This window comes from Acinetobacter sp. IK31, assembly GCF_035615195.1.
GTDB classification, from domain to species: domain Bacteria; phylum Pseudomonadota; class Gammaproteobacteria; order Pseudomonadales; family Moraxellaceae; genus Acinetobacter; species Acinetobacter calcoaceticus_C.
Window position 1 is genome coordinate 281,615 of sequence record NZ_JANBOB010000030.1, and the last position, 17,220, is coordinate 298,834.

The 17,220-nt window shown below is 37.8% G+C and carries 16 protein-coding genes, 1 tRNA gene and 1 pseudogene; 5 read left to right on the forward strand and 13 right to left on the reverse strand.

What is annotated here, in order from left to right:
- Positions 1-118: 118 nt before the first annotated feature.
- From proB to uvrB, 8 genes are all read right to left on the reverse strand, one after another.
- The gene (gene proB / locus MSG66_RS14770; RefSeq protein WP_133972281.1) at positions 119-1,252 is read right to left on the reverse strand and encodes a glutamate 5-kinase; all 1,134 of its coding nucleotides are present in this window, start codon (positions 1,250-1,252) and stop codon (positions 119-121) included.
- A gap of 15 nt (positions 1,253-1,267) precedes the next feature.
- On the reverse strand, positions 1,268-2,488 hold the full coding sequence (gene cgtA, locus MSG66_RS14775; RefSeq protein WP_133972279.1) for an Obg family GTPase CgtA: 1,221 nt from the start codon (positions 2,486-2,488) through the stop codon (positions 1,268-1,270).
- Positions 2,489-2,670: 182 nt separating this feature from the next.
- Entirely contained in the window at positions 2,671-3,345 is a 675-nt protein-coding gene (locus tag MSG66_RS14780) for a hypothetical protein (protein ID WP_202743007.1), read from the reverse strand.
- A gap of 11 nt (positions 3,346-3,356) precedes the next feature.
- Positions 3,357-4,082 carry a hypothetical protein gene (locus MSG66_RS14785; RefSeq protein WP_042898092.1) on the reverse strand — a complete coding sequence of 242 codons (726 nt, stop codon included), beginning with the start codon at positions 4,080-4,082 and terminating at the stop codon, positions 3,357-3,359.
- A 149-nt stretch (positions 4,083-4,231) separates the two neighbouring features.
- Entirely contained in the window at positions 4,232-5,689 is a 1,458-nt protein-coding gene (locus MSG66_RS14790; RefSeq protein WP_003650341.1) for a glyceraldehyde-3-phosphate dehydrogenase, read from the reverse strand.
- A gap of 216 nt (positions 5,690-5,905) precedes the next feature.
- Positions 5,906-6,853 (reverse strand): EamA family transporter RarD, encoded by a 948-nt coding sequence (rarD, locus tag MSG66_RS14795; RefSeq protein ID WP_127492705.1) that lies wholly within the window; start codon positions 6,851-6,853, stop codon positions 5,906-5,908.
- 110 nt (positions 6,854-6,963) lie between these two features.
- Positions 6,964-7,551, reverse strand: coding sequence for a lipocalin family protein (locus MSG66_RS14800; RefSeq protein WP_324654489.1), 588 nt, complete (start codon positions 7,549-7,551; stop codon positions 6,964-6,966).
- A gap of 93 nt (positions 7,552-7,644) precedes the next feature.
- Positions 7,645-9,666, reverse strand: a complete 2,022-nt coding sequence (uvrB, locus tag MSG66_RS14805; protein ID WP_133972277.1) for an excinuclease ABC subunit UvrB — start codon at positions 9,664-9,666, stop codon at positions 7,645-7,647.
- Between the two features lie 180 nt (positions 9,667-9,846).
- On the opposite strand from uvrB, the gene MSG66_RS14810 reads away from it, so the two are divergent.
- Together MSG66_RS14810 and MSG66_RS14815 are read left to right on the forward strand one after the other, a co-directional pair.
- Positions 9,847-10,638 carry a hypothetical protein gene (locus tag MSG66_RS14810; protein WP_042898096.1) on the forward strand — a complete coding sequence of 264 codons (792 nt, stop codon included), beginning with the start codon at positions 9,847-9,849 and terminating at the stop codon, positions 10,636-10,638.
- 164 nt (positions 10,639-10,802) lie between these two features.
- A pseudogene (locus MSG66_RS14815) lies at positions 10,803-12,239 on the forward strand (diguanylate cyclase domain-containing protein); the annotation flags it as partial.
- Between the two features lie 32 nt (positions 12,240-12,271).
- On the opposite strand, the gene MSG66_RS14820 reads toward MSG66_RS14815, so the two are convergent.
- Positions 12,272-12,451, reverse strand: a complete 180-nt coding sequence (locus MSG66_RS14820) for a hypothetical protein (protein ID WP_005038911.1) — start codon at positions 12,449-12,451, stop codon at positions 12,272-12,274.
- A gap of 207 nt (positions 12,452-12,658) precedes the next feature.
- Here MSG66_RS14820 and MSG66_RS14825 point away from each other — a divergent pair, with 207 nt between their 5' ends.
- Entirely contained in the window at positions 12,659-13,894 is a 1,236-nt protein-coding gene (locus MSG66_RS14825; RefSeq protein ID WP_324654490.1) for a pyridoxal phosphate-dependent aminotransferase, read from the forward strand.
- Positions 13,895-13,949: 55 nt separating this feature from the next.
- On the opposite strand, the gene MSG66_RS14830 is transcribed toward MSG66_RS14825, so the two are convergent.
- The gene (locus MSG66_RS14830) at positions 13,950-14,789 is read right to left on the reverse strand and encodes a DMT family transporter (RefSeq protein WP_262472612.1); all 840 of its coding nucleotides are present in this window, start codon (positions 14,787-14,789) and stop codon (positions 13,950-13,952) included.
- 239 nt (positions 14,790-15,028) lie between these two features.
- On the opposite strand from MSG66_RS14830, the gene MSG66_RS14835 reads away from it, so the two are divergent.
- Positions 15,029-15,466 (forward strand): PaaI family thioesterase, encoded by a 438-nt coding sequence (locus MSG66_RS14835; RefSeq protein ID WP_262472611.1) that lies wholly within the window; start codon positions 15,029-15,031, stop codon positions 15,464-15,466.
- Between the two features lie 15 nt (positions 15,467-15,481).
- Here MSG66_RS14835 and MSG66_RS14840 read toward each other — a convergent pair whose 3' ends face one another.
- Both MSG66_RS14840 and MSG66_RS14845 read right to left on the reverse strand, forming a co-directional pair.
- Positions 15,482-15,913, reverse strand: coding sequence for a hypothetical protein (locus MSG66_RS14840; RefSeq protein WP_262472610.1), 432 nt, complete (start codon positions 15,911-15,913; stop codon positions 15,482-15,484).
- Between the two features lie 42 nt (positions 15,914-15,955).
- Positions 15,956-16,102, reverse strand: a complete 147-nt coding sequence (locus MSG66_RS14845; RefSeq protein WP_133976199.1) for a hypothetical protein — start codon at positions 16,100-16,102, stop codon at positions 15,956-15,958.
- Positions 16,103-16,148: 46 nt separating this feature from the next.
- On the opposite strand from MSG66_RS14845, the gene MSG66_RS14850 reads away from it, so the two are divergent.
- Positions 16,149-16,224: transfer RNA gene (locus tag MSG66_RS14850), tRNA-Asn, on the forward strand.
- Between the two features lie 178 nt (positions 16,225-16,402).
- Here the strand turns inward: MSG66_RS14850 and MSG66_RS14855 are convergent.
- Complete coding sequence (locus MSG66_RS14855; RefSeq protein ID WP_262472608.1) at positions 16,403-17,161, reverse strand: SDR family NAD(P)-dependent oxidoreductase; 759 nt, start codon at positions 17,159-17,161, stop codon at positions 16,403-16,405.
- Positions 17,162-17,220: the final 59 nt, after the last annotated feature.

Consider the following 17,220-nt stretch of genomic DNA (forward strand, 5'->3'; position numbering starts at 1 on the left):
TACTGTTAATAAATTAAAGCCCACGTTAACACGTGGGCTTTTAAACCAAAGTAGCTAGATAAGTAGTTAAATAATCAAACCATCTAATTTAAGAAAATATTTTCAATATCTTACATTATTAGTAAATTGCCATATGATCACGATGAATCATTTCAAGTGAACGAGCTTCACCAAGTACTTGATAAACCTTATCAGAAGCTAAGCCTTTAATAATTTCAGCAGATCGCGAACTAAAATTCACTCGCCCCACTGCAATACGTTTACCTTGTTTATCGACACATTCAACCACATCGCCACGATCAAAATGTCCTTCAACAGTTTTAACTCCAACAGGGAGTAAACTGCGATGTTTCAATTTAATCGCTTCAACAGCACCATCATCAATTACAAGACGGCCTGCTGTTTGTAAATGAGCAGCGAGCCATTGTTGATGAGCAGTCATACGGTCTTTATCTGTAGTAAACAACGTACCTAGCATCTCACCCGCCATAGCACGTGACAAGACATTATCACTTTCGCCACTCGCAATGAGCGTTGGACAACCCGACTTAGCAGCTAAACGTGCGGCACGAACCTTAGTCACCATACCACCTCTGCCGAGCACACCGCCACCGCCCGCCATTTCGAATAAAACATCGTCCATGGCACGAACAGTAGAGAGTAGTTTTGCATCAGGGTTATGACGTGGATCTGAGTCAAACATACCCTGCTGATCTGTTAAAATGATCAGCAATTCTGCATGAACCTGACCTGCAACCATCGCAGCTAGAGTATCGTTATCACCAAAGCGGATCTCATCGGTAGATACCGTATCATTTTCATTAATGACTGGAATTACATGCCAATCAATCAAGTTTTGCAAAGCATCACATGAGTTTAAATAACGACGGCGGTCCGCCAGATCATCATGTGTCAGTAAAACCTGAGCAGTACGAATGCCATGTTCTTCAAGCACACTAGACCAAGTATGAATTAAACCCATCTGCCCAATTGCAGCACAGGCTTGTAGACTGGGTAAATCAGTGGGTCGACTCGCAAACTTCATACGAACCATACCTTCAGCCACGGCTCCAGAAGACACTAAAATAATTTCGTGTCCGGCATTGTGTAGATCTGCAATTTGTTTCGCCCAATGCGAAATAGCATCCAAATCTAAACCTTGCCCATTGGCTGTGAGTAAAGATGATCCGATTTTAACAACGATTCGTTTACACTCACTGAGCTGACGTTGCCCATCGACCACTTCTATCATGTTTTCCTCGGTTTTCTAGTCACGAACGTATATGACTTCTACATCATTGTCGTCTTCATCATCGTCAAAATCATCATCATCGCCCAACATGCCTTCAAGACGTTGTGCTCGACGCATAGCGCGATATGCTTCTTTTGCCGCAATGGTTTGTTCACGTGTTTCAACTTCTAGTTGTTCACGGAAAGCTCTTACTTCTGCTGCATATTCAGGATCTTCAACTTCGCGTTCACGTTGTTGTTCAAGCTGATCCATGAGGTAATACACAACCTCTTTCGTTCCTTCACTTAATAAGCCTGATGTCTTAAAGACAGGTCCAGTCCACTCTAGTTCATCTAGAATATGCTGACACCACTCTTCACGACTTTCTTCAGCAATCTGATCAAGTTTGTTCAGTACTAAAACAATTGGTAGTTTAGCCAAAGTCGGTGAAAACTTAGCTAACTCGTTCATAATTGCTTTTGCATTATGCGCCGGATCTGAACCATCAATTGGTTGCACATCAATAATGTGTAAAAGGATACGCGTACGGGCCAAATGTTTAAGGAAACGAATTCCCAAACCAGCGCCTTCAGCAGCACCTTCAATCAACCCAGGAATATCGGCCATTACAAATGAACGATGACGGTCAGCATCTACTACACCTAGGTTTGGAACCATGGTTGTAAATGGATAATCTGCCACTTTTGGTTTTGCAGCACTTACAGCACGAATAAATGTTGATTTACCAGCATTTGGCATGCCCAACAAACCAACATCTGCCAATACTTTTAATTCAAGGCGAATTTCACGAAATTCACCTTTAATGCCAGTCGTACATTTACGCGGAGCACGGTTAGTTGATGATTTAAAGTGGGTATTCCCCAAACCACCGTCACCACCACCTGCAACCAGAATTCTTTGGCCGTCTTCAACCAAATCGCCAATAATATCGCCTGAATCTGTATCAACAATTGTTGTACCCACGGGTACTTTTAAAACCACATCTTCACCACCACGTCCGGTACAGTTAGCGCCTGCACCATTCTTTCCGCGCTCAGCACGGAACTTACGTGTGTAACGGTAATCGACTAGCGTACTCGTATCATCATCAGCTTGAATATAGATACTTCCACCACGTCCGCCATCACCACCATCTGGGCCACCAAATGGGACAAATTTTTCACGGCGAAAACTGGCTACGCCATTGCCACCGTCGCCAGCCTCTACGGTAATGACTGCTTCATCAACAAAGCGCATCTGCCAATCCTCTAAAAACTCTAAAACCGCCTATTCTGCCATATTTTCATAAAATTCTCGAATAGAAAATGGGACAAATCCCATTTATAACGATCTGTTTTTATCTTTAAGTCATCAAAAGCATTTTAGATTCACAAATATGGGCTTTATCCAAAATAAAATGCAGGATTCCTATTTAATTTTTAAGGATGAACATTGCGTAAAGGCAAGGTCATTTGCATATCAAGATTGGCTTTTGTTTTTGGAACCGAATTATACATAATGGCATTAAATGAAGAGATATTCCCCATTTCCATAGGATCATTCACCTCTAAACTTGGTTTAAACTGATGTTTAACCGATAAATTTACTGGCTCATCAAATTCAAAATAAACAGGACCATCAAAAACAATTTTAATCGGAATGGTATAACTACGTTTTAACTGAAAAGGCACATCTAACTTTATGGGAATATCAAGTTTGAGTGGAAATTTAGGTAAAAACTTATTTTGATAAATTAGATCTGTAGTTGTTTCAAGCGGCATAACCTGATCAATTTTTAGAGTTGTTGTGTAGTCAACACTGACTGTAACAGGTGTTTCTACAGCAAAACTTATATCTGCTAAATATCTCCCTTTTAGCGGTAGAGTCAGTTGGCGATTTATATCTAAGGTTGTATCAAGTTTACCAATAGACTGAACTTGCAATGTATTACCAACTTGAATCTTTGTTTCTAAAGAGTCAGGTAAACTAATATCGGCATTATGAGCCGAAACAACTAAGTTTGCTTGAATATTGAGGTATACCCAAAACATAACCGCGGCAAGTATCATCATTAAAATAAAACTGATGAGCATACTCTTGAGTGAACGAAACATTACCATCCACCCTATTGATCAGCTGTCGTCTGCGATGTTTCTGAACCTACTACCCGATTTAATCGCATACTGGACAGAGGAATTTTTAACTCACCATTTGCAATCTTCACAGGCAATGTGTTCTTTACATCAACCGAAGCATTTAATGCTGTTTTAACAGGGACACTCAAATTACCCTCAATTGGAATATTAGTATCCAATCTCGCTTTTAGAGGAATATGTAAATTTTCTTTTAATACTGTCCGCACTGGTGCATCAAATTTCAAATGGACCTTTTGCTCAAGAGGAACATTAATATCAATTGGAACATCTAGCTTTAATGGAATTGTTCCTTTTAATGGCAGTGTAATATCACGCCCCAAAACTCTAACCTGAACCTTCGTATCAATTGGTAAATTTTGCTCAACCTTTAATACTTCTTTAACAGGAATTGTTGTACTAATAGGGACCATATTATCGAAATAGACACGCGGAGTTAAAGTTTGCGTTAAAGGAATATTCAATTGCTCATCAATTGGAATACTGGCATTTACCCGCCCTTTCACATCAACGTTTAAAGCATCTTGTACTTTAACCTTAACTTGTAGAGGTTCTTGCAAGTCAATAGCAACTGCTTGATTCTTCAATGGAATATAAATATTAAAATGCTTAAACACCCATATTGCAATGAGTACACCACATAAATTGGCAATAATGATGAATATAAAAACGACCAACAAACGTTTAAACTGCGACAATTCCTATCCCTTACTATTTTCTTTTTTTCCTTAATTCATATTCTCATTTATTTACAAAAAATAGTCAGCATATATTTTGTACGGTTGTAAAAAAACCCAGTCTAAACTGGGTCTTTTTGTGAAAATCTTTTATAGATCGTTAAATGATCTTAAGCATTCAATTCTGCTGGGATTTTCTTGTAGCTTACGCCGCACATTTGTTCAGCAATACGTAATACCTGGCAGCTATAACCTACTTCGTTATCGTACCAAACATAAGCAGTTAAACGGTTACCAGAAGTAATCGTTGCTTGAGCGTCATATACACCAGCAGTACGAGAACCGATAAAGTCACTCGATACAACTTCAGTCGAGTTGGTATAACCAATTTGACCTTGAAGGCTAGAGTTAATTGAAATTTGACGAATGTATTCGTTCACTTCTTCACGATCAATTTCTTTATCAAGCGTTAAGTTCAAGATAGCAAGAGATACGTTTGGAGTAGGAACACGTACAGAGTTACCAGTTAACTTACCTTTTAATGCAGGTAATGCTTTAGCAACCGCTTTAGCTGCACCAGTTTCTGTAATTACCATGTTTAAAGTAGCAGCACGACCACGACGATCTGCTTTATGGTAGTTGTCGATCAAGTTCTGGTCATTTGTAAATGAGTGAACAGTTTCAACATGACCATTAAGAACTTTATATTTGTCATCCAATACTTTAAGAATTGGAGTAATTGCATTTGTTGTACAACTTGCAGCAGAGATGATTTTGTCTTCATCTAAGATGTCTGTGTTGTTTACGCCAAATACAACGTTTTTCATTTCGCCTTTACTTGGTGCAGTCAATACAACACGTGCAACGCCTGGGCATTTTAAGTGTTGGCTTAGACCTTCAGCATCACGCCATTTACCAGTATTGTCGATTAAAAGTGCGTTTGAAATACCGTATTCAGTATAGTCAACTTCACTTGGACTAGACGCATAAATCACTTTAATGAAGTTACCATTCGCAATGATTGCTTCATTTTCTTCATCAACAGCGATTGTACCAGCGAAAGTACCGTGAATAGAGTCACGACGAAGTAAAGAAGCACGTTTTGCTAAATCGCCATCAGAAGATTTACGCACAACAATTGCTTTAAGGCTTAAACCACGACCTAAACCTGACTGGCTAATGATTAAACGAGCCAAGATACGGCCAATACGACCAAAACCATAAAGAACGACATCTTTAGGTTGTTCAGAAGTTGCGCTACCTTTGATTGACTCAACTGCTTGAGCAACAAAAGCATCAACATCACCGCCTTTTTCTTTATATTCAACAGCAAGTTTACCGATATCAACTTCTGCAGAGCCAATATTTTCAAGCTTAGCTAAAGCTTCTAAAATTGGGAATGTATTTACAACAGAAAGCTCAACGTCTACAACACGTGTACGGCGGTGAGTTTTCAAAATTTGGATAACAGAACGGTTAATTAAAGAGCGACCGTAAACAGATACGACAATATTTTTTTCACGGTATAATTGTCCGATTAATGCAATCATACGTTCCGCGATTTCTTCACGGTTTTTCCAACGGCCTTGGTGTTCAGCATGCAGGGCGATGATAGTGTCTTTGCTCACAGATACGTCCTCTAATTAATTATATCTAGGCGTGATTTTTTAAACCCCGTAATTGTAATGGAATTATTGGCAAGAATGAATCAAAAGCTGACGTTAGTGATTAGATTTTCCTGAAATTCATCATAAATTCATAAAATACCTATAATTATTTTTTATTATTTTATTGTTTAAAGCAGCTAAATTTTTGCTTTTTCTTACTTTTTAGATTCTGAGTCTCTAATCAAACTCATCATTTTTTAATCTTTTTTGATATTTCGCGATGTTGAGCTGCAAATTTTTGGCTTTTTGACGTTGCTGATAAAGGTGTACTGCACCTTCTAAAACCAACACAAATACCGCGCACCAGATCGGAATATAAGTGAACCATTCTTCTTGGCCAATACTCTCCCCTAAAACTAAAGAAGCTAGAGCAAGTAATACAGGTTCTAAATATCCTAAAAGTCCAAACACAACTAATGGTAAAAAGCGACTTGCCAGAATATAGCTTCCTAAACCAATGGCACTTAAAATTCCAAGCCCAACAATGACCAAAGCAAGACTCGGTTGGTCTATAAATTTGCTATAAGGAAGTAAACCTGTGTGGGTCAAATAAATTGCAATTGGTAGAATAATAACTAAGTCCCACCAAAAACCGCCTAAATTGTCTGTTTTAATGGTCTTACGTAATAAAAAATAGGCAGAATAGCCAACCGCAACCAATGCAGTTTCCCAAGCGATACTTCCTAAACGCCAGATCTCATGGCCTACGCCAATGACGGCAAGAATAATTGCGACCCATTGAAATTTTGATATTTTTTCGCCATACAGCACACTTCCAGCCAAGACAAGAACAAGTGGCAATAGAAAGTAGCCTAAAGATACTTGTAAGCCACGCCCGTGCATTGGCCCCCATAAAAAAAGCCAAAGCTGTACCGAAGTTAAAACGGAGGTTGTGATTAACAACAATAATAAAGATGGCTTAGCCAAAATACGCTGGTAGATATTTTTTATATAGCCTAAATCACCACTCCACCACATAAACAAAGTGAGAACTGGTAGTGTTGCAATAATCCGCCATCCAAAAGTCTGTTCACTATCCAGCTGACTTAATAATTGAGTATAAAAATAAAGTACACCAAAAGTGATAGATGCCATGACAGACAAGCTCACGCCTTTAAACATCATCACCCTCTTAAACTTTAATAAAAACAACTCACCACAATACTTGATTTATCCACTATAAAAAAGAAAAAACCATGTAAAAACATGGTTTTTTATTAATCAGACATCTACAGCTATTCTTTATGTTCTGTACGGATAACATCGCGAATATCAAAACCTAAGGTTTTTGCATAATTTAGATATTCATCAACCACTTCTTGTTCAGGATGAGGTGTTCTTGATAATACCCACAGATATTTACGAGAAGGTTCTCCGACTAAAACAGTTTGATAGCCTTCATCTATTTTTAAAATCCAGTAATCTCCACGAATAACGGGAATCCATCTCACAGCTTCGGGTAAGAAACTCACCTTCAATTTCGTGTTATATGGGGGGTTGACCACGAAGGCTTCACCAATAGATTGCTGTAATTGTTTTCTATTGTCATAACAGCGATTATCTACAACCACATTGCCATTTTCATTTAAGGTGTAAGTTGCAGATACGTTGTAAGCACATTTTTTTTGAAAAAATGCAGGTTTACGGGCAACTTCATACCAGACGCCTAAATATCGGTCCAGTTCAACTTTATAAACAGTTTGCAAGGGTTTCGGTTGAGCATAGACATACGTTCCAACAGCTAAACCAGCCAAAACGATGCCGCCCAACGCAATTTTACCCAAACGCCAACTGGCTTGCGGAACATTATTTCGAAATGCCATTGTTGCCCTCAACGATTAGTTGTGAATACAAAAGAACTCAAACATCTACAGTAGCTTGTTTTTTAAACACATTATGTAGCGTTATGTATTCGTTTATTGCAACATCTGCGCTTTTAATCGAATGATATCATCACGTATCCGCGCTGCTTGTTCGAACTGTAAATCTTTCGAGGCTTTTAACATATCTTTTTCAAGCTTAGTAATATGTTTACTAAACAATTTTGGATCTGAAAGAATATGTCTTTCGTCGGCACTCAATGCTTGTGCTTGTTCAAGTACTTTTTCATCAATCTCGTCATCTGAAAGTACCTCACCCGAGTCAATTTCTTTGATAACCTGACGGACAGCACTACGTGGCGTAATACCATGCAGCTCATTAAACTCAATTTGTTTGGCTCTACGGCGATCAGTTTCATCTATTGCTTTTTGCATAGAATCGGTAATTCGGTCAGCATATAAAATTGCTTTACCTTTCACATTACGTGCAGCACGACCAATTGTTTGAATAAGTGAACGTTCAGAACGTAAAAAGCCCTCTTTATCTGCATCTAAAATAGCAACCAAAGAAACTTCAGGCATATCCAGACCTTCACGTAATAGGTTAATACCGACTAAAACATCAAATACACCTGTACGTAGTTCATGAATAATTTTGACACGTTCAACCGTATCAATATCTGAATGGAGATAAGCAACCTTAACGCCATATTCTTTTAAATAAGAAGTCAGGTCTTCTGCCATACGCTTTGTTAAAGTGGTAATTAATACCCTTTCATTCAAGTTTTTACGAATATTAATTTCAGAAAGAACATCATCTACTTGGGTTAAGACAGGACGAATTTCAATCTCAGGATCGATGAGACCTGTTGGACGTACCACCTGTTCAACGATTTGGTCTGACTTTTCTAATTCATATTTAGCAGGTGTTGCACTTACAAAAATGGTCGTCGGTACAATACGCTCCCACTCTTCAAATTTCATAGGACGGTTATCAAGCGCACTTGGTAAACGGAACCCATAATTCACTAAGTTTTCTTTACGTGATCGGTCACCTTTATACATCGCTCCAATTTGCGGAACCGTAACGTGTGATTCATCAATAATGAGCAAAGCATCTTCTGGAATATAGTCAAATAAAGTCGGCGGCGCTTCACCAGATGGACGTCCAGACAAATGACGTGAATAGTTTTCGATACCATTGGTATAGCCCAACTGTTGCATCATTTCTAAATCGTAGCGTGTCCGTTGTTCAATGCGCTGTGCTTCGAGCAATTTGTCATGTTCACGGAAGAATTTGAGCTGATCTTGTAATTCATCTTTAATTGTATCGATGGCACGGGTCAAATGATCTTTTGGTGTCACATAGTGGCTTTTCGGATAAATCGTTATCCGAGAAACTTTACGAACCATTTTACCTGTTAGCGGGTCAAACCAACGAATTGAGTCGACCTCATCATCAAATAGTTCAATACGAATTGCATGTTGATCGGATTCTGCTGGGAAAATATCAATAATTTCGCCACGAATTCGATAAGTACCACGTAAAAATTCAAGTTCATTACGCGTATATTGCATTTCAACCAATCGGCGGATGATTTCATCACGACTTACTCGGTCGCCCTCAACCACATGCAGCAACATTTGCATATAAGCATTCGGGTCACCCAAACCATAAATTGCAGACACTGATGCCACAATAATTGCATCACGACGTTCTAATAAAGCTCGTGTTGCCGATAATCGCATCTGATCAATGTGATCATTAATGGCTGAATCTTTTTCAATAAACGTATCCGAAGACGGAACATAAGCCTCTGGCTGGTAGTAATCGTAATAACTTACAAAATATTCAACTGCATTATTGGGGAAGAAAGATTTAAACTCACCATAAAGCTGGGCAGCCAAAGTTTTGTTATGGGCCATCACAATTGTAGGTCGCTGTGTTTGAGCGATCACATTTGCCATGGTATAGGTCTTACCCGAACCTGTTACCCCTAGCAATAACTGATTACGAAAACCATGTTCGATACCACTGACCAGCTTTTCAATTGCCTGTGGCTGATCACCTGCTGGCTGATAATGAGTGACTAAATCAAAAGGTTGATTTTCGTTCAAAGTTATCTCTCTTTATTAAAAAATTGAATTTAACGTCTCCCTCATTAATGGGGATTTTTCTTTTAATTTAAAGTCCAAATTGCGTTGAAAATTCTATGCAAAAGAATAAGCATCTTAACACTTGACCAATACCATAATCAGTTGCAACATGGACCTATCCATTAAATAAAAAGCATAACCATGACCTACCAATATCATGATGAAAGTATTGTAACCGAACTTCCCGAAGATACCGTTTTTGTATTTGGAAGTAACCTTGCTGGACAGCACGGTAGCGGTGCAGCACGCGTTGCCCGCCAACACTTCGGAGCAGTTGAAGGTGTAGGTCGTGGCTGGGCTGGTCAAAGCTTTGCAATTCCCACCTTAAATGAACATATTCAACAAATGCCTCTTTCACAAATTGAGCACTATGTTGAAGATTTTAAAATATATGCAAAAAACCATCCTAAAATGAAATATTTTGTCACTGCTTTAGGTTGCGGCATTGCGGGTTATAAAGTTTCTGAAATTGCACCACTGTTTAAAGATATTCATCACAACGTTATCTTTCCAGAATCTTTTAAACCTTATGTTGAAGACAATGCAGTTTCTCAATTTCCGACATTAACTCAAAAGATGGTGAAAAGTTTCATTAATGATGAGGTTATTTTTTACTTCAATCATGGAAGTGAATCTTTTGAAGAAGCCTTAGATAAAACAGATTTATCAAGTGCCGAAAAAGCCATTGCTCTAATTGTTTTAAATGAAGAGCTTTACCCTCGGGATCGTTATGGACGAGGCCGTGATCATGAGCTGAGTGATATTTTAGGTAAGCTCAACGGCAAGATATTTGATCTTCATGGAAATTCTGAGGGTGCCATGATTTTTGTGAGTGCAGTCGTTGCCCTCATGGAACTTTACGATTTTGACGAGCAAGACTTTATCAAATTATGGCGTGGTGAAAAAAATATTGATCACCCTATTAATCGATAATTTATTTTATAACATTCTCAAAAAGCAGATTAATTTCTGCTTTTTTATTATTCTATTTTCAATTACTACTATTTAATTATTCTAATAAATTTAAAATCTTTATCTTTTCAAATATGAGCTTTTCTCATTATACTTTAAGGCAAACTGAATACTTAAAGAAACATATGGAAACTTTAGATTCTTCAATTTTTGACCTTAGCCCAATTCCAATGTGGATTGAAGATTTCAGTGAAGTTAAACAACAATTTGACTTATGGAGAAATCAAGGTATTGAAAACCTCCATGAGTTTTTAAGTCAAAATAAAAATTTAATTATTGAATGCGCACATAAAATTAAAATCGTTCGCGTTAATCAAAAAACATTAGAACTTTTTGAAGCAAAAACTCACGAAGAACTCTATTCGAATTTAAATCTTATTTTTAAAAAAGAAATGTTCGAATCACATATTCATGAACTTGAAGAACTATGGAAGGGTAAAACTCACTTTTCAAGTACGACTGTAAATTACACCTTATCAGGCAAACGTATTGATGTTCAGCTAAGAGGTTCTATTTTACCCGGCTCTGAATCGACCTTTGAGCGTGTATTAATCACGACCGAAGACATTACGCCCTATCAAAATGCACTTCGTGAGGAAGAAAAAAATCGTCGATTAGCTGAGTCTATGTTTATCTATTCACCCACCTCTCTTTGGGTTGAAGATTTCAGCCGTATAAAAAATAGAATTGATCAACTTAGGCTATTGGGAATTGAAGATTTTAGAACTTTTCTAGATGTTCATCCTGAATTTGTCCGCCAATGTATAGAAGATATTCTGATTTTAGATGTTAATCAGGCAACTTTAGACTTATTTAAATCACCTGATAAAACGACACTCTTGAGAAATACACATAAAATTTTTGCACAAGAGATGATTGAAACCTTTCGGGAACAACTTATCGAACTTTGGCAGGGTAATATTCATCATAAACGTGAAGCCATCAATTATGCCTTAGATGGGCAAATAAGAAATGTATTGCTTCAATTTACCGTTTTCCCTGGTTATGAAGAGACTTGGGGACTGGTACAGGTTGCACTTACAGATATTACCGCACGTAAAAAAGCAGAAAACTATCTTGAATATCTGGGACAACACGATGTTCTTACCAAACTATATAATCGTGCTTTTTTTACAGAAGAACTTAATCGTTTAAACCGAAGTATTATTCGGCCTGTTTCTTCAATTTTCTTAGATATGAATGGATTAAAAGAAACAAATGATCAGTTTGGTCATGATATTGGGGACGGCTTATTGCGTCGCGTCGGAAATATTTTAAATCAGACCATTATAAATACGCCCTATACAGCCTCTAGAATAGGTGGCGATGAGTTCGTAATTTTAATGCCGGGGGCAGATGAAGCGAATGTTCTAATTATGCTTCAAACTATTCAGGAGCTTTTTAATATCGACAATCAATATTATTCAAGCCACCCAGTTAGCATTGCAATTGGACATGCAACAACTCAAGCAAATGAACAAATTGAGGACATGTTGAAGCGAGCTGACCATCACATGTACCAAAAGAAAAAAAGCTATTATCAGGAAATTTTATTTAATCAATAAAAAAACAGGCATATTGCCTGTTTTTGAACTTAACGTTTTCCCATAGAACGACGAGTACCACGTGGAGGCATCCATGTTCTATCTGCGTATTGCTCTGGTTTTGGACGCACTTGGTTGTGTACCGCGTCGTCGGCTTCATTGCTATCATTCGGCATTGGGAATGGCAATTTCACCAAAGCCTTTTTCTGTTTTGGCTGTTGCTCAGTCATGATTCATTCTCGAAATTTCGATTGCGACCTATTATAAATGATTTTCTCATTTCTTTCTAAAAAAGCTTCAATTGAATAAATATTGCTTAAGATGATTACTAAACTAAACTTTTTTACATCTGAAAAGGTTCACATCCGCAAATTACTTAATTTTTGCGATAAGATAGTATGCTTTTTATTTTTTAATCCCATAAGAGGAATATTGCCGTGGACGTACGTCTTTCTGATCGTGTCAATGCTATCAAACCGTCCCCTACACTTGCTGTAACCAACAAAGCTGCTGAACTTAAAGCTGCTGGCAAGAACGTAATTGGTTTAGGTGCTGGCGAACCAGACTTTGATACCCCTCAACACATCAAAGATGCTGCAATTGAAGCGATTAATAATGGTTTCACCAAATATACGGCTGTAGATGGTACTCCTGGGTTAAAAAAAGCAATTATTGCTAAATTTAAACGCGATAATAATCTTGATTATCAAGCGAATCAGATTTTGGTTTCATGTGGTGGCAAGCAAAGCTTCTTTAACTTAGCACTTGCTCTATTAAACAAAGGCGATGAAGTTATCATTCCAGCACCTTTCTGGGTAAGCTATCCAGATATGGTCATTATTGCTGAAGGTACTCCAGTCATTGTGAAATGTGGTGAAGACCAACGTTTCAAAATTACTCCTGAACAATTAGAAGCGGCTATTACTCCTAACACTCGTTTAGTGGTATTAAACAGCCCATCTAACCCAACAGGTATGATCTATAGCAAAGCTGAATTAGAAGCTTTAGCTGAAGTATTACGTCGCCATCCACAAGTATTTGTTGCATCTGACGATATGTATGAACCAATTCGTTGGGAAGATGAGTTCTACAACATCGCAACTGTTGCTCCAGATTTATATGATCGTACGATTGTTTTAAATGGTGTGTCTAAAGCATATGCGATGACTGGTTGGCGTATCGGCTATGCAGCCGGCCCAGCAAAAATCATTGGCGCAATGAAAAAAATCCAGTCTCAATCAACTTCAAACCCAACTTCTATTTCACAAGTTGCTGCTGAAGCTGCATTAAATGGTCCTCAAGATGTACTTCAACCAATGATTAAAGCGTTCAAACGCCGTCATGACTTAGTTGTAAATGGTTTGAATGAAATCCAAGGGATCTCTTGTTTGCCTGCTGACGGTGCCTTCTATGCCTATGCAAACATTCGTCCTCTTATTCGTGCAAAAGGCTTAAAATCTTGCACAGAGTTCTCTGAATGGTTACTAGAAGAAACTGGTGTAGCAGTAGTTCCTGGTGATGCATTTGGTCTAGGCGGTTTTATGCGTATTTCATATGCGACTGCTGATGAAGTGCTTGTTGATGCGTTAGCACGTATCAAAAAAGCTGCTGACTCAATTGACGGTGTAGATGCTGCAATTGCTTCTATTGAAGCTGAAAAAGCTGCGAAATAATCTGCATCTTTTATAAAAAAGGGTTCTCTTCAAAGAGAACCCTTTTTTAATTGTTCTATGCTTTGCCTTTCTTGGGCATCATATAAATAACCAGAAAAATTCCAAACAAAACCATAAAACTAGACAAAATCACTCGCCCTGTTACCACTTCATTAACAAATAGATTTCCACCTAAAATTGCCAAACATGGCACACTCAACTGCACGGTACTAGCAGTCACTCGATCAATATGCTTCAAAATTGCATACCAAACTACATAAGCCCCACTTGAAGTCACACCACCAGACAAAATTGCTAATACCCAACCGTAAAAATCAATATACCGCTCTTGATTAAACAATATATTTGCCAACAAAACGATTGGTACAGCCAATATAAAATTTGCCAATGTGCTTCCGACAGGTTGTGTCATGTTACGGCCAGCAATGCTGTATCCAGCCCATGCCAAACCAGACAGGATCATAAGCAAAGCATACTTCCAATGAGGTGCGTGAGTACCAGGTAATAGCAAAACAATCATGCCTGCTAAAGCTATGCATAAACCGATACCACGGTACATGCCAATTTGTTCGCCATACCAATAACCGTAAAGCACCATGGTAAGTTGTACGACACCAAATAATAGTAAAGCGCCTATACCTGCATCTATTTGAAGATAGGCACAAGAAAATGCTAAAACATAAACTGCTAGAAAAAATGCGTTCTTAAAATTCCATTGAACATCAGTTTGAGACGTTTTTGAATATAAAAATAGCCCCAATAAAACAACTGCACCACTCACTACTCGTATTAAGCTAAAACTCATTGGGTCGATATGATGCCCTGCCAGAGCCAAACGGCACAACACAGAATTTGCCGCAAAAGCCACCATCGCAAGTGCAATTTTTAAAAGCATTATCCTTATGCTCCTGCTATTTTTTATAGTGTATAAGAAGAACTTCTTATCTATCTAATTCATTATGCAACTAATTTATTCCACTTTTTAGAATAAAGATGTTTTATGCTCCGTAGGTAAGCTGTAAGTCTTCAACTCATCAGTTCAATCTTTAATTCGTGGAATTGACATATCGATGACTTAATAATAGGCTAACAACAAGTTCCATTTAAGAACTTATATAATTAAAGGACTCAAAAATGAAAAATCCGATGGAAATGACTGGTCTTGAATTTTTACAAGCGATGATTGATGGCCATATTCCAGCAGCAAGTATTAGTAAAACCATACCTATGCAACCTACTGAAATTTCAGAAGGGTCTGTTACTTTTAAAGCCCAAGCAGATCATAATCATCTAAATCCGCTAGGCGGCGTACATGGTGGCTTTGCTGCTACAGTTTTAGATTCTGTGACTGGCTGTGCAGTACATACGATGTTACCTGCTGGTGTAGGCTACGGAACAATCGATCTTAACGTAAAAATGTGTCGCCCTATTCCAAAGAACCACCCTTTAATTGCGATAGGTAAAGTCATTAACTTAAGTAAAAACTTAGGAATTTCCGAAGGAAAGATTATTGATGAGGAAGGTAAACTGTATGCCTATGCAACAGCAACCTGCATGATTATTCGTCCATAATCATTAAAGGCAGCTTTAAACCGCTGCCTTTTTTATTGAGTAAACTGGATTATCTGGACGGTCACAGGTTTGTGCCACGACATAAGAAGCCCAAATATTCTTGAGTTGAAGCTCTACCACCTCTTGATGTTCAACAGACCAAGCTAGAACTTTATTTTTGCCCAGCAGCAACTCTCCTTCTAATTGAAAAATATATAAAGCTTTAGAAGGGTTTAATAGTTTTGAACTTTTTAAAATTTTTAGTGAACTATGCACATTCCATTTGGAACTAAACCAAAGCTGCAATAAATCACCTAAATACAAGTCCTGCTTTTTAAAAGGATAAGCATCAATCGACGCACCCTCTACAGGCGTGTAATAAGATTCTGGTTGACTTAAAATATTGAGATAATTACGTTGATAAAAATCAAAATTAGAAAAAATAGAGGCAACAGTAAGTGTTTTCATACTTATCTCCGATTTAGCCATTTTAGTGCTGGCAAGTTGGTTTTAAATCCACACTGTTTGAATTTCTTCAAACGCTTGTTCTGTTCCGAATTTAGCAATTGATTTTTTAAAGTGCAAGTAATTTCTTAGCTCACCCCTTAACTGATCAAATAAAAAGCATACAGCACAAAAATAAAGTAAACATGGCAATTTACACTTGACCCTTCTCAAAATCTCCTTATAATCGCATGCAGATTCTCCCATAGCTCAGTCGGTAGAGCGACGGACTGTTAATCCGCAGGTCCCTGGTTCGAGCCCAGGTGGGAGAGCCAAATACTAAAAAGCCCGCAGTATTAAAGCGGGCTTTTTTTTGCCATAAATTTATCAATAACTATAAAAAAACCCCTATCATAACATAGAGGATTTAATGATTAATTTCATTCAATGTCCGAATCAAAATTCAAAAGACCTAGCATCTATAAACTCACTATCGGTTCATTCTGAACCTTATTACTCTACCTCAACAACTTTTAAAGGATTAAAAGACTGAGAAGTAGGCATCATTTCAATACGGTTAATATTAATATGTGGAGGTTGTGATGCAACCCACGCTACCGTATTTGCAATATCTTCAGGCAAAATTGGGTTCTTTTTATCATATAGATTGTTCACTTTCTCCTGATCGCCTTTAAAACGTACTAAAGAAAATTCTGTACCACCACAAAGACCTGGCTCAATATTAGTTACTCGAATGCCAGTACCAGACAAATCAGCTCGAAGATTTAAACTAAATTGCTCCACAAATGCTTTAGTTGCACCATAAACATTACCGCCCGGATACGGATATGTACCTGCAATAGAACCCATATTGATGATTAAACCGGACTTTTTCTTCACCATATTCGGTAAAATTAACCGTGTAACGGTGATCAACCCTTTAATATTGGTATCAACCATAGTGTACCAATCACCCAAATCTGATTTATCTGCTGACTCTAACCCTAATGCTAGACCAGCATTATTAACCAATAAATCAATTTGACTGATTTGAAATTCGGCTGGTAAAGCAACCAATGCTTTATTTATATTTTCTGCCGTATCTGTCATATCAAATACTAACGGATAGAATTTATCACCAAGCTCTTGCTGTAATTCTTTTAGTTTTTCTGCCCGTCTTCCACAGCCAATAACCTTATAACCTAACTCAATCAGTTTTTTAGAAATGCTATAACCAAAGCCCGCCGAGGCACCCGTAACTAATGCTAACATTCTTATATCCTTAAAATATTTGACTACTTTAGTTGATCCGATTATGAACAATCTTATCT

Bases quoted from the DNA above. Each gene is read 5' to 3' on its own strand.
- MSG66_RS14820 (WP_005038911.1), bottom strand. From the start codon at position 12,451: ATGACTGAGCAACAGCCAAAACAGAAAAAGGCTTTGGTGAAATTGCCA.
- MSG66_RS14780 (WP_202743007.1), bottom strand. From the start codon at position 3,345: ATGTTTCGTTCACTCAAGAGTATGCTCATCAGTTTTATTTTAATGATG.
- proB (WP_133972281.1), bottom strand. From the start codon at position 1,252: ATGATAGAAGTGGTCGATGGGCAACGTCAGCTCAGTGAGTGTAAACGA.
- MSG66_RS14800 (WP_324654489.1), bottom strand. From the start codon at position 7,551: ATGGCATTTCGAAATAATGTTCCGCAAGCCAGTTGGCGTTTGGGTAAA.
- MSG66_RS14840 (WP_262472610.1), bottom strand. From the start codon at position 15,913: ATGAAAACACTTACTGTTGCCTCTATTTTTTCTAATTTTGATTTTTAT.
- MSG66_RS14835 (WP_262472611.1), top strand. From the start codon at position 15,029: ATGAAAAATCCGATGGAAATGACTGGTCTTGAATTTTTACAAGCGATG.
- MSG66_RS14830 (WP_262472612.1), bottom strand. From the start codon at position 14,789: ATGCTTTTAAAAATTGCACTTGCGATGGTGGCTTTTGCGGCAAATTCT.
- MSG66_RS14810 (WP_042898096.1), top strand. From the start codon at position 9,847: ATGACCTACCAATATCATGATGAAAGTATTGTAACCGAACTTCCCGAA.
- MSG66_RS14855 (WP_262472608.1), bottom strand. From the start codon at position 17,161: ATGTTAGCATTAGTTACGGGTGCCTCGGCGGGCTTTGGTTATAGCATT.
- rarD (WP_127492705.1), bottom strand. From the start codon at position 6,853: ATGATGTTTAAAGGCGTGAGCTTGTCTGTCATGGCATCTATCACTTTT.
- cgtA (WP_133972279.1), bottom strand. From the start codon at position 2,488: ATGCGCTTTGTTGATGAAGCAGTCATTACCGTAGAGGCTGGCGACGGT.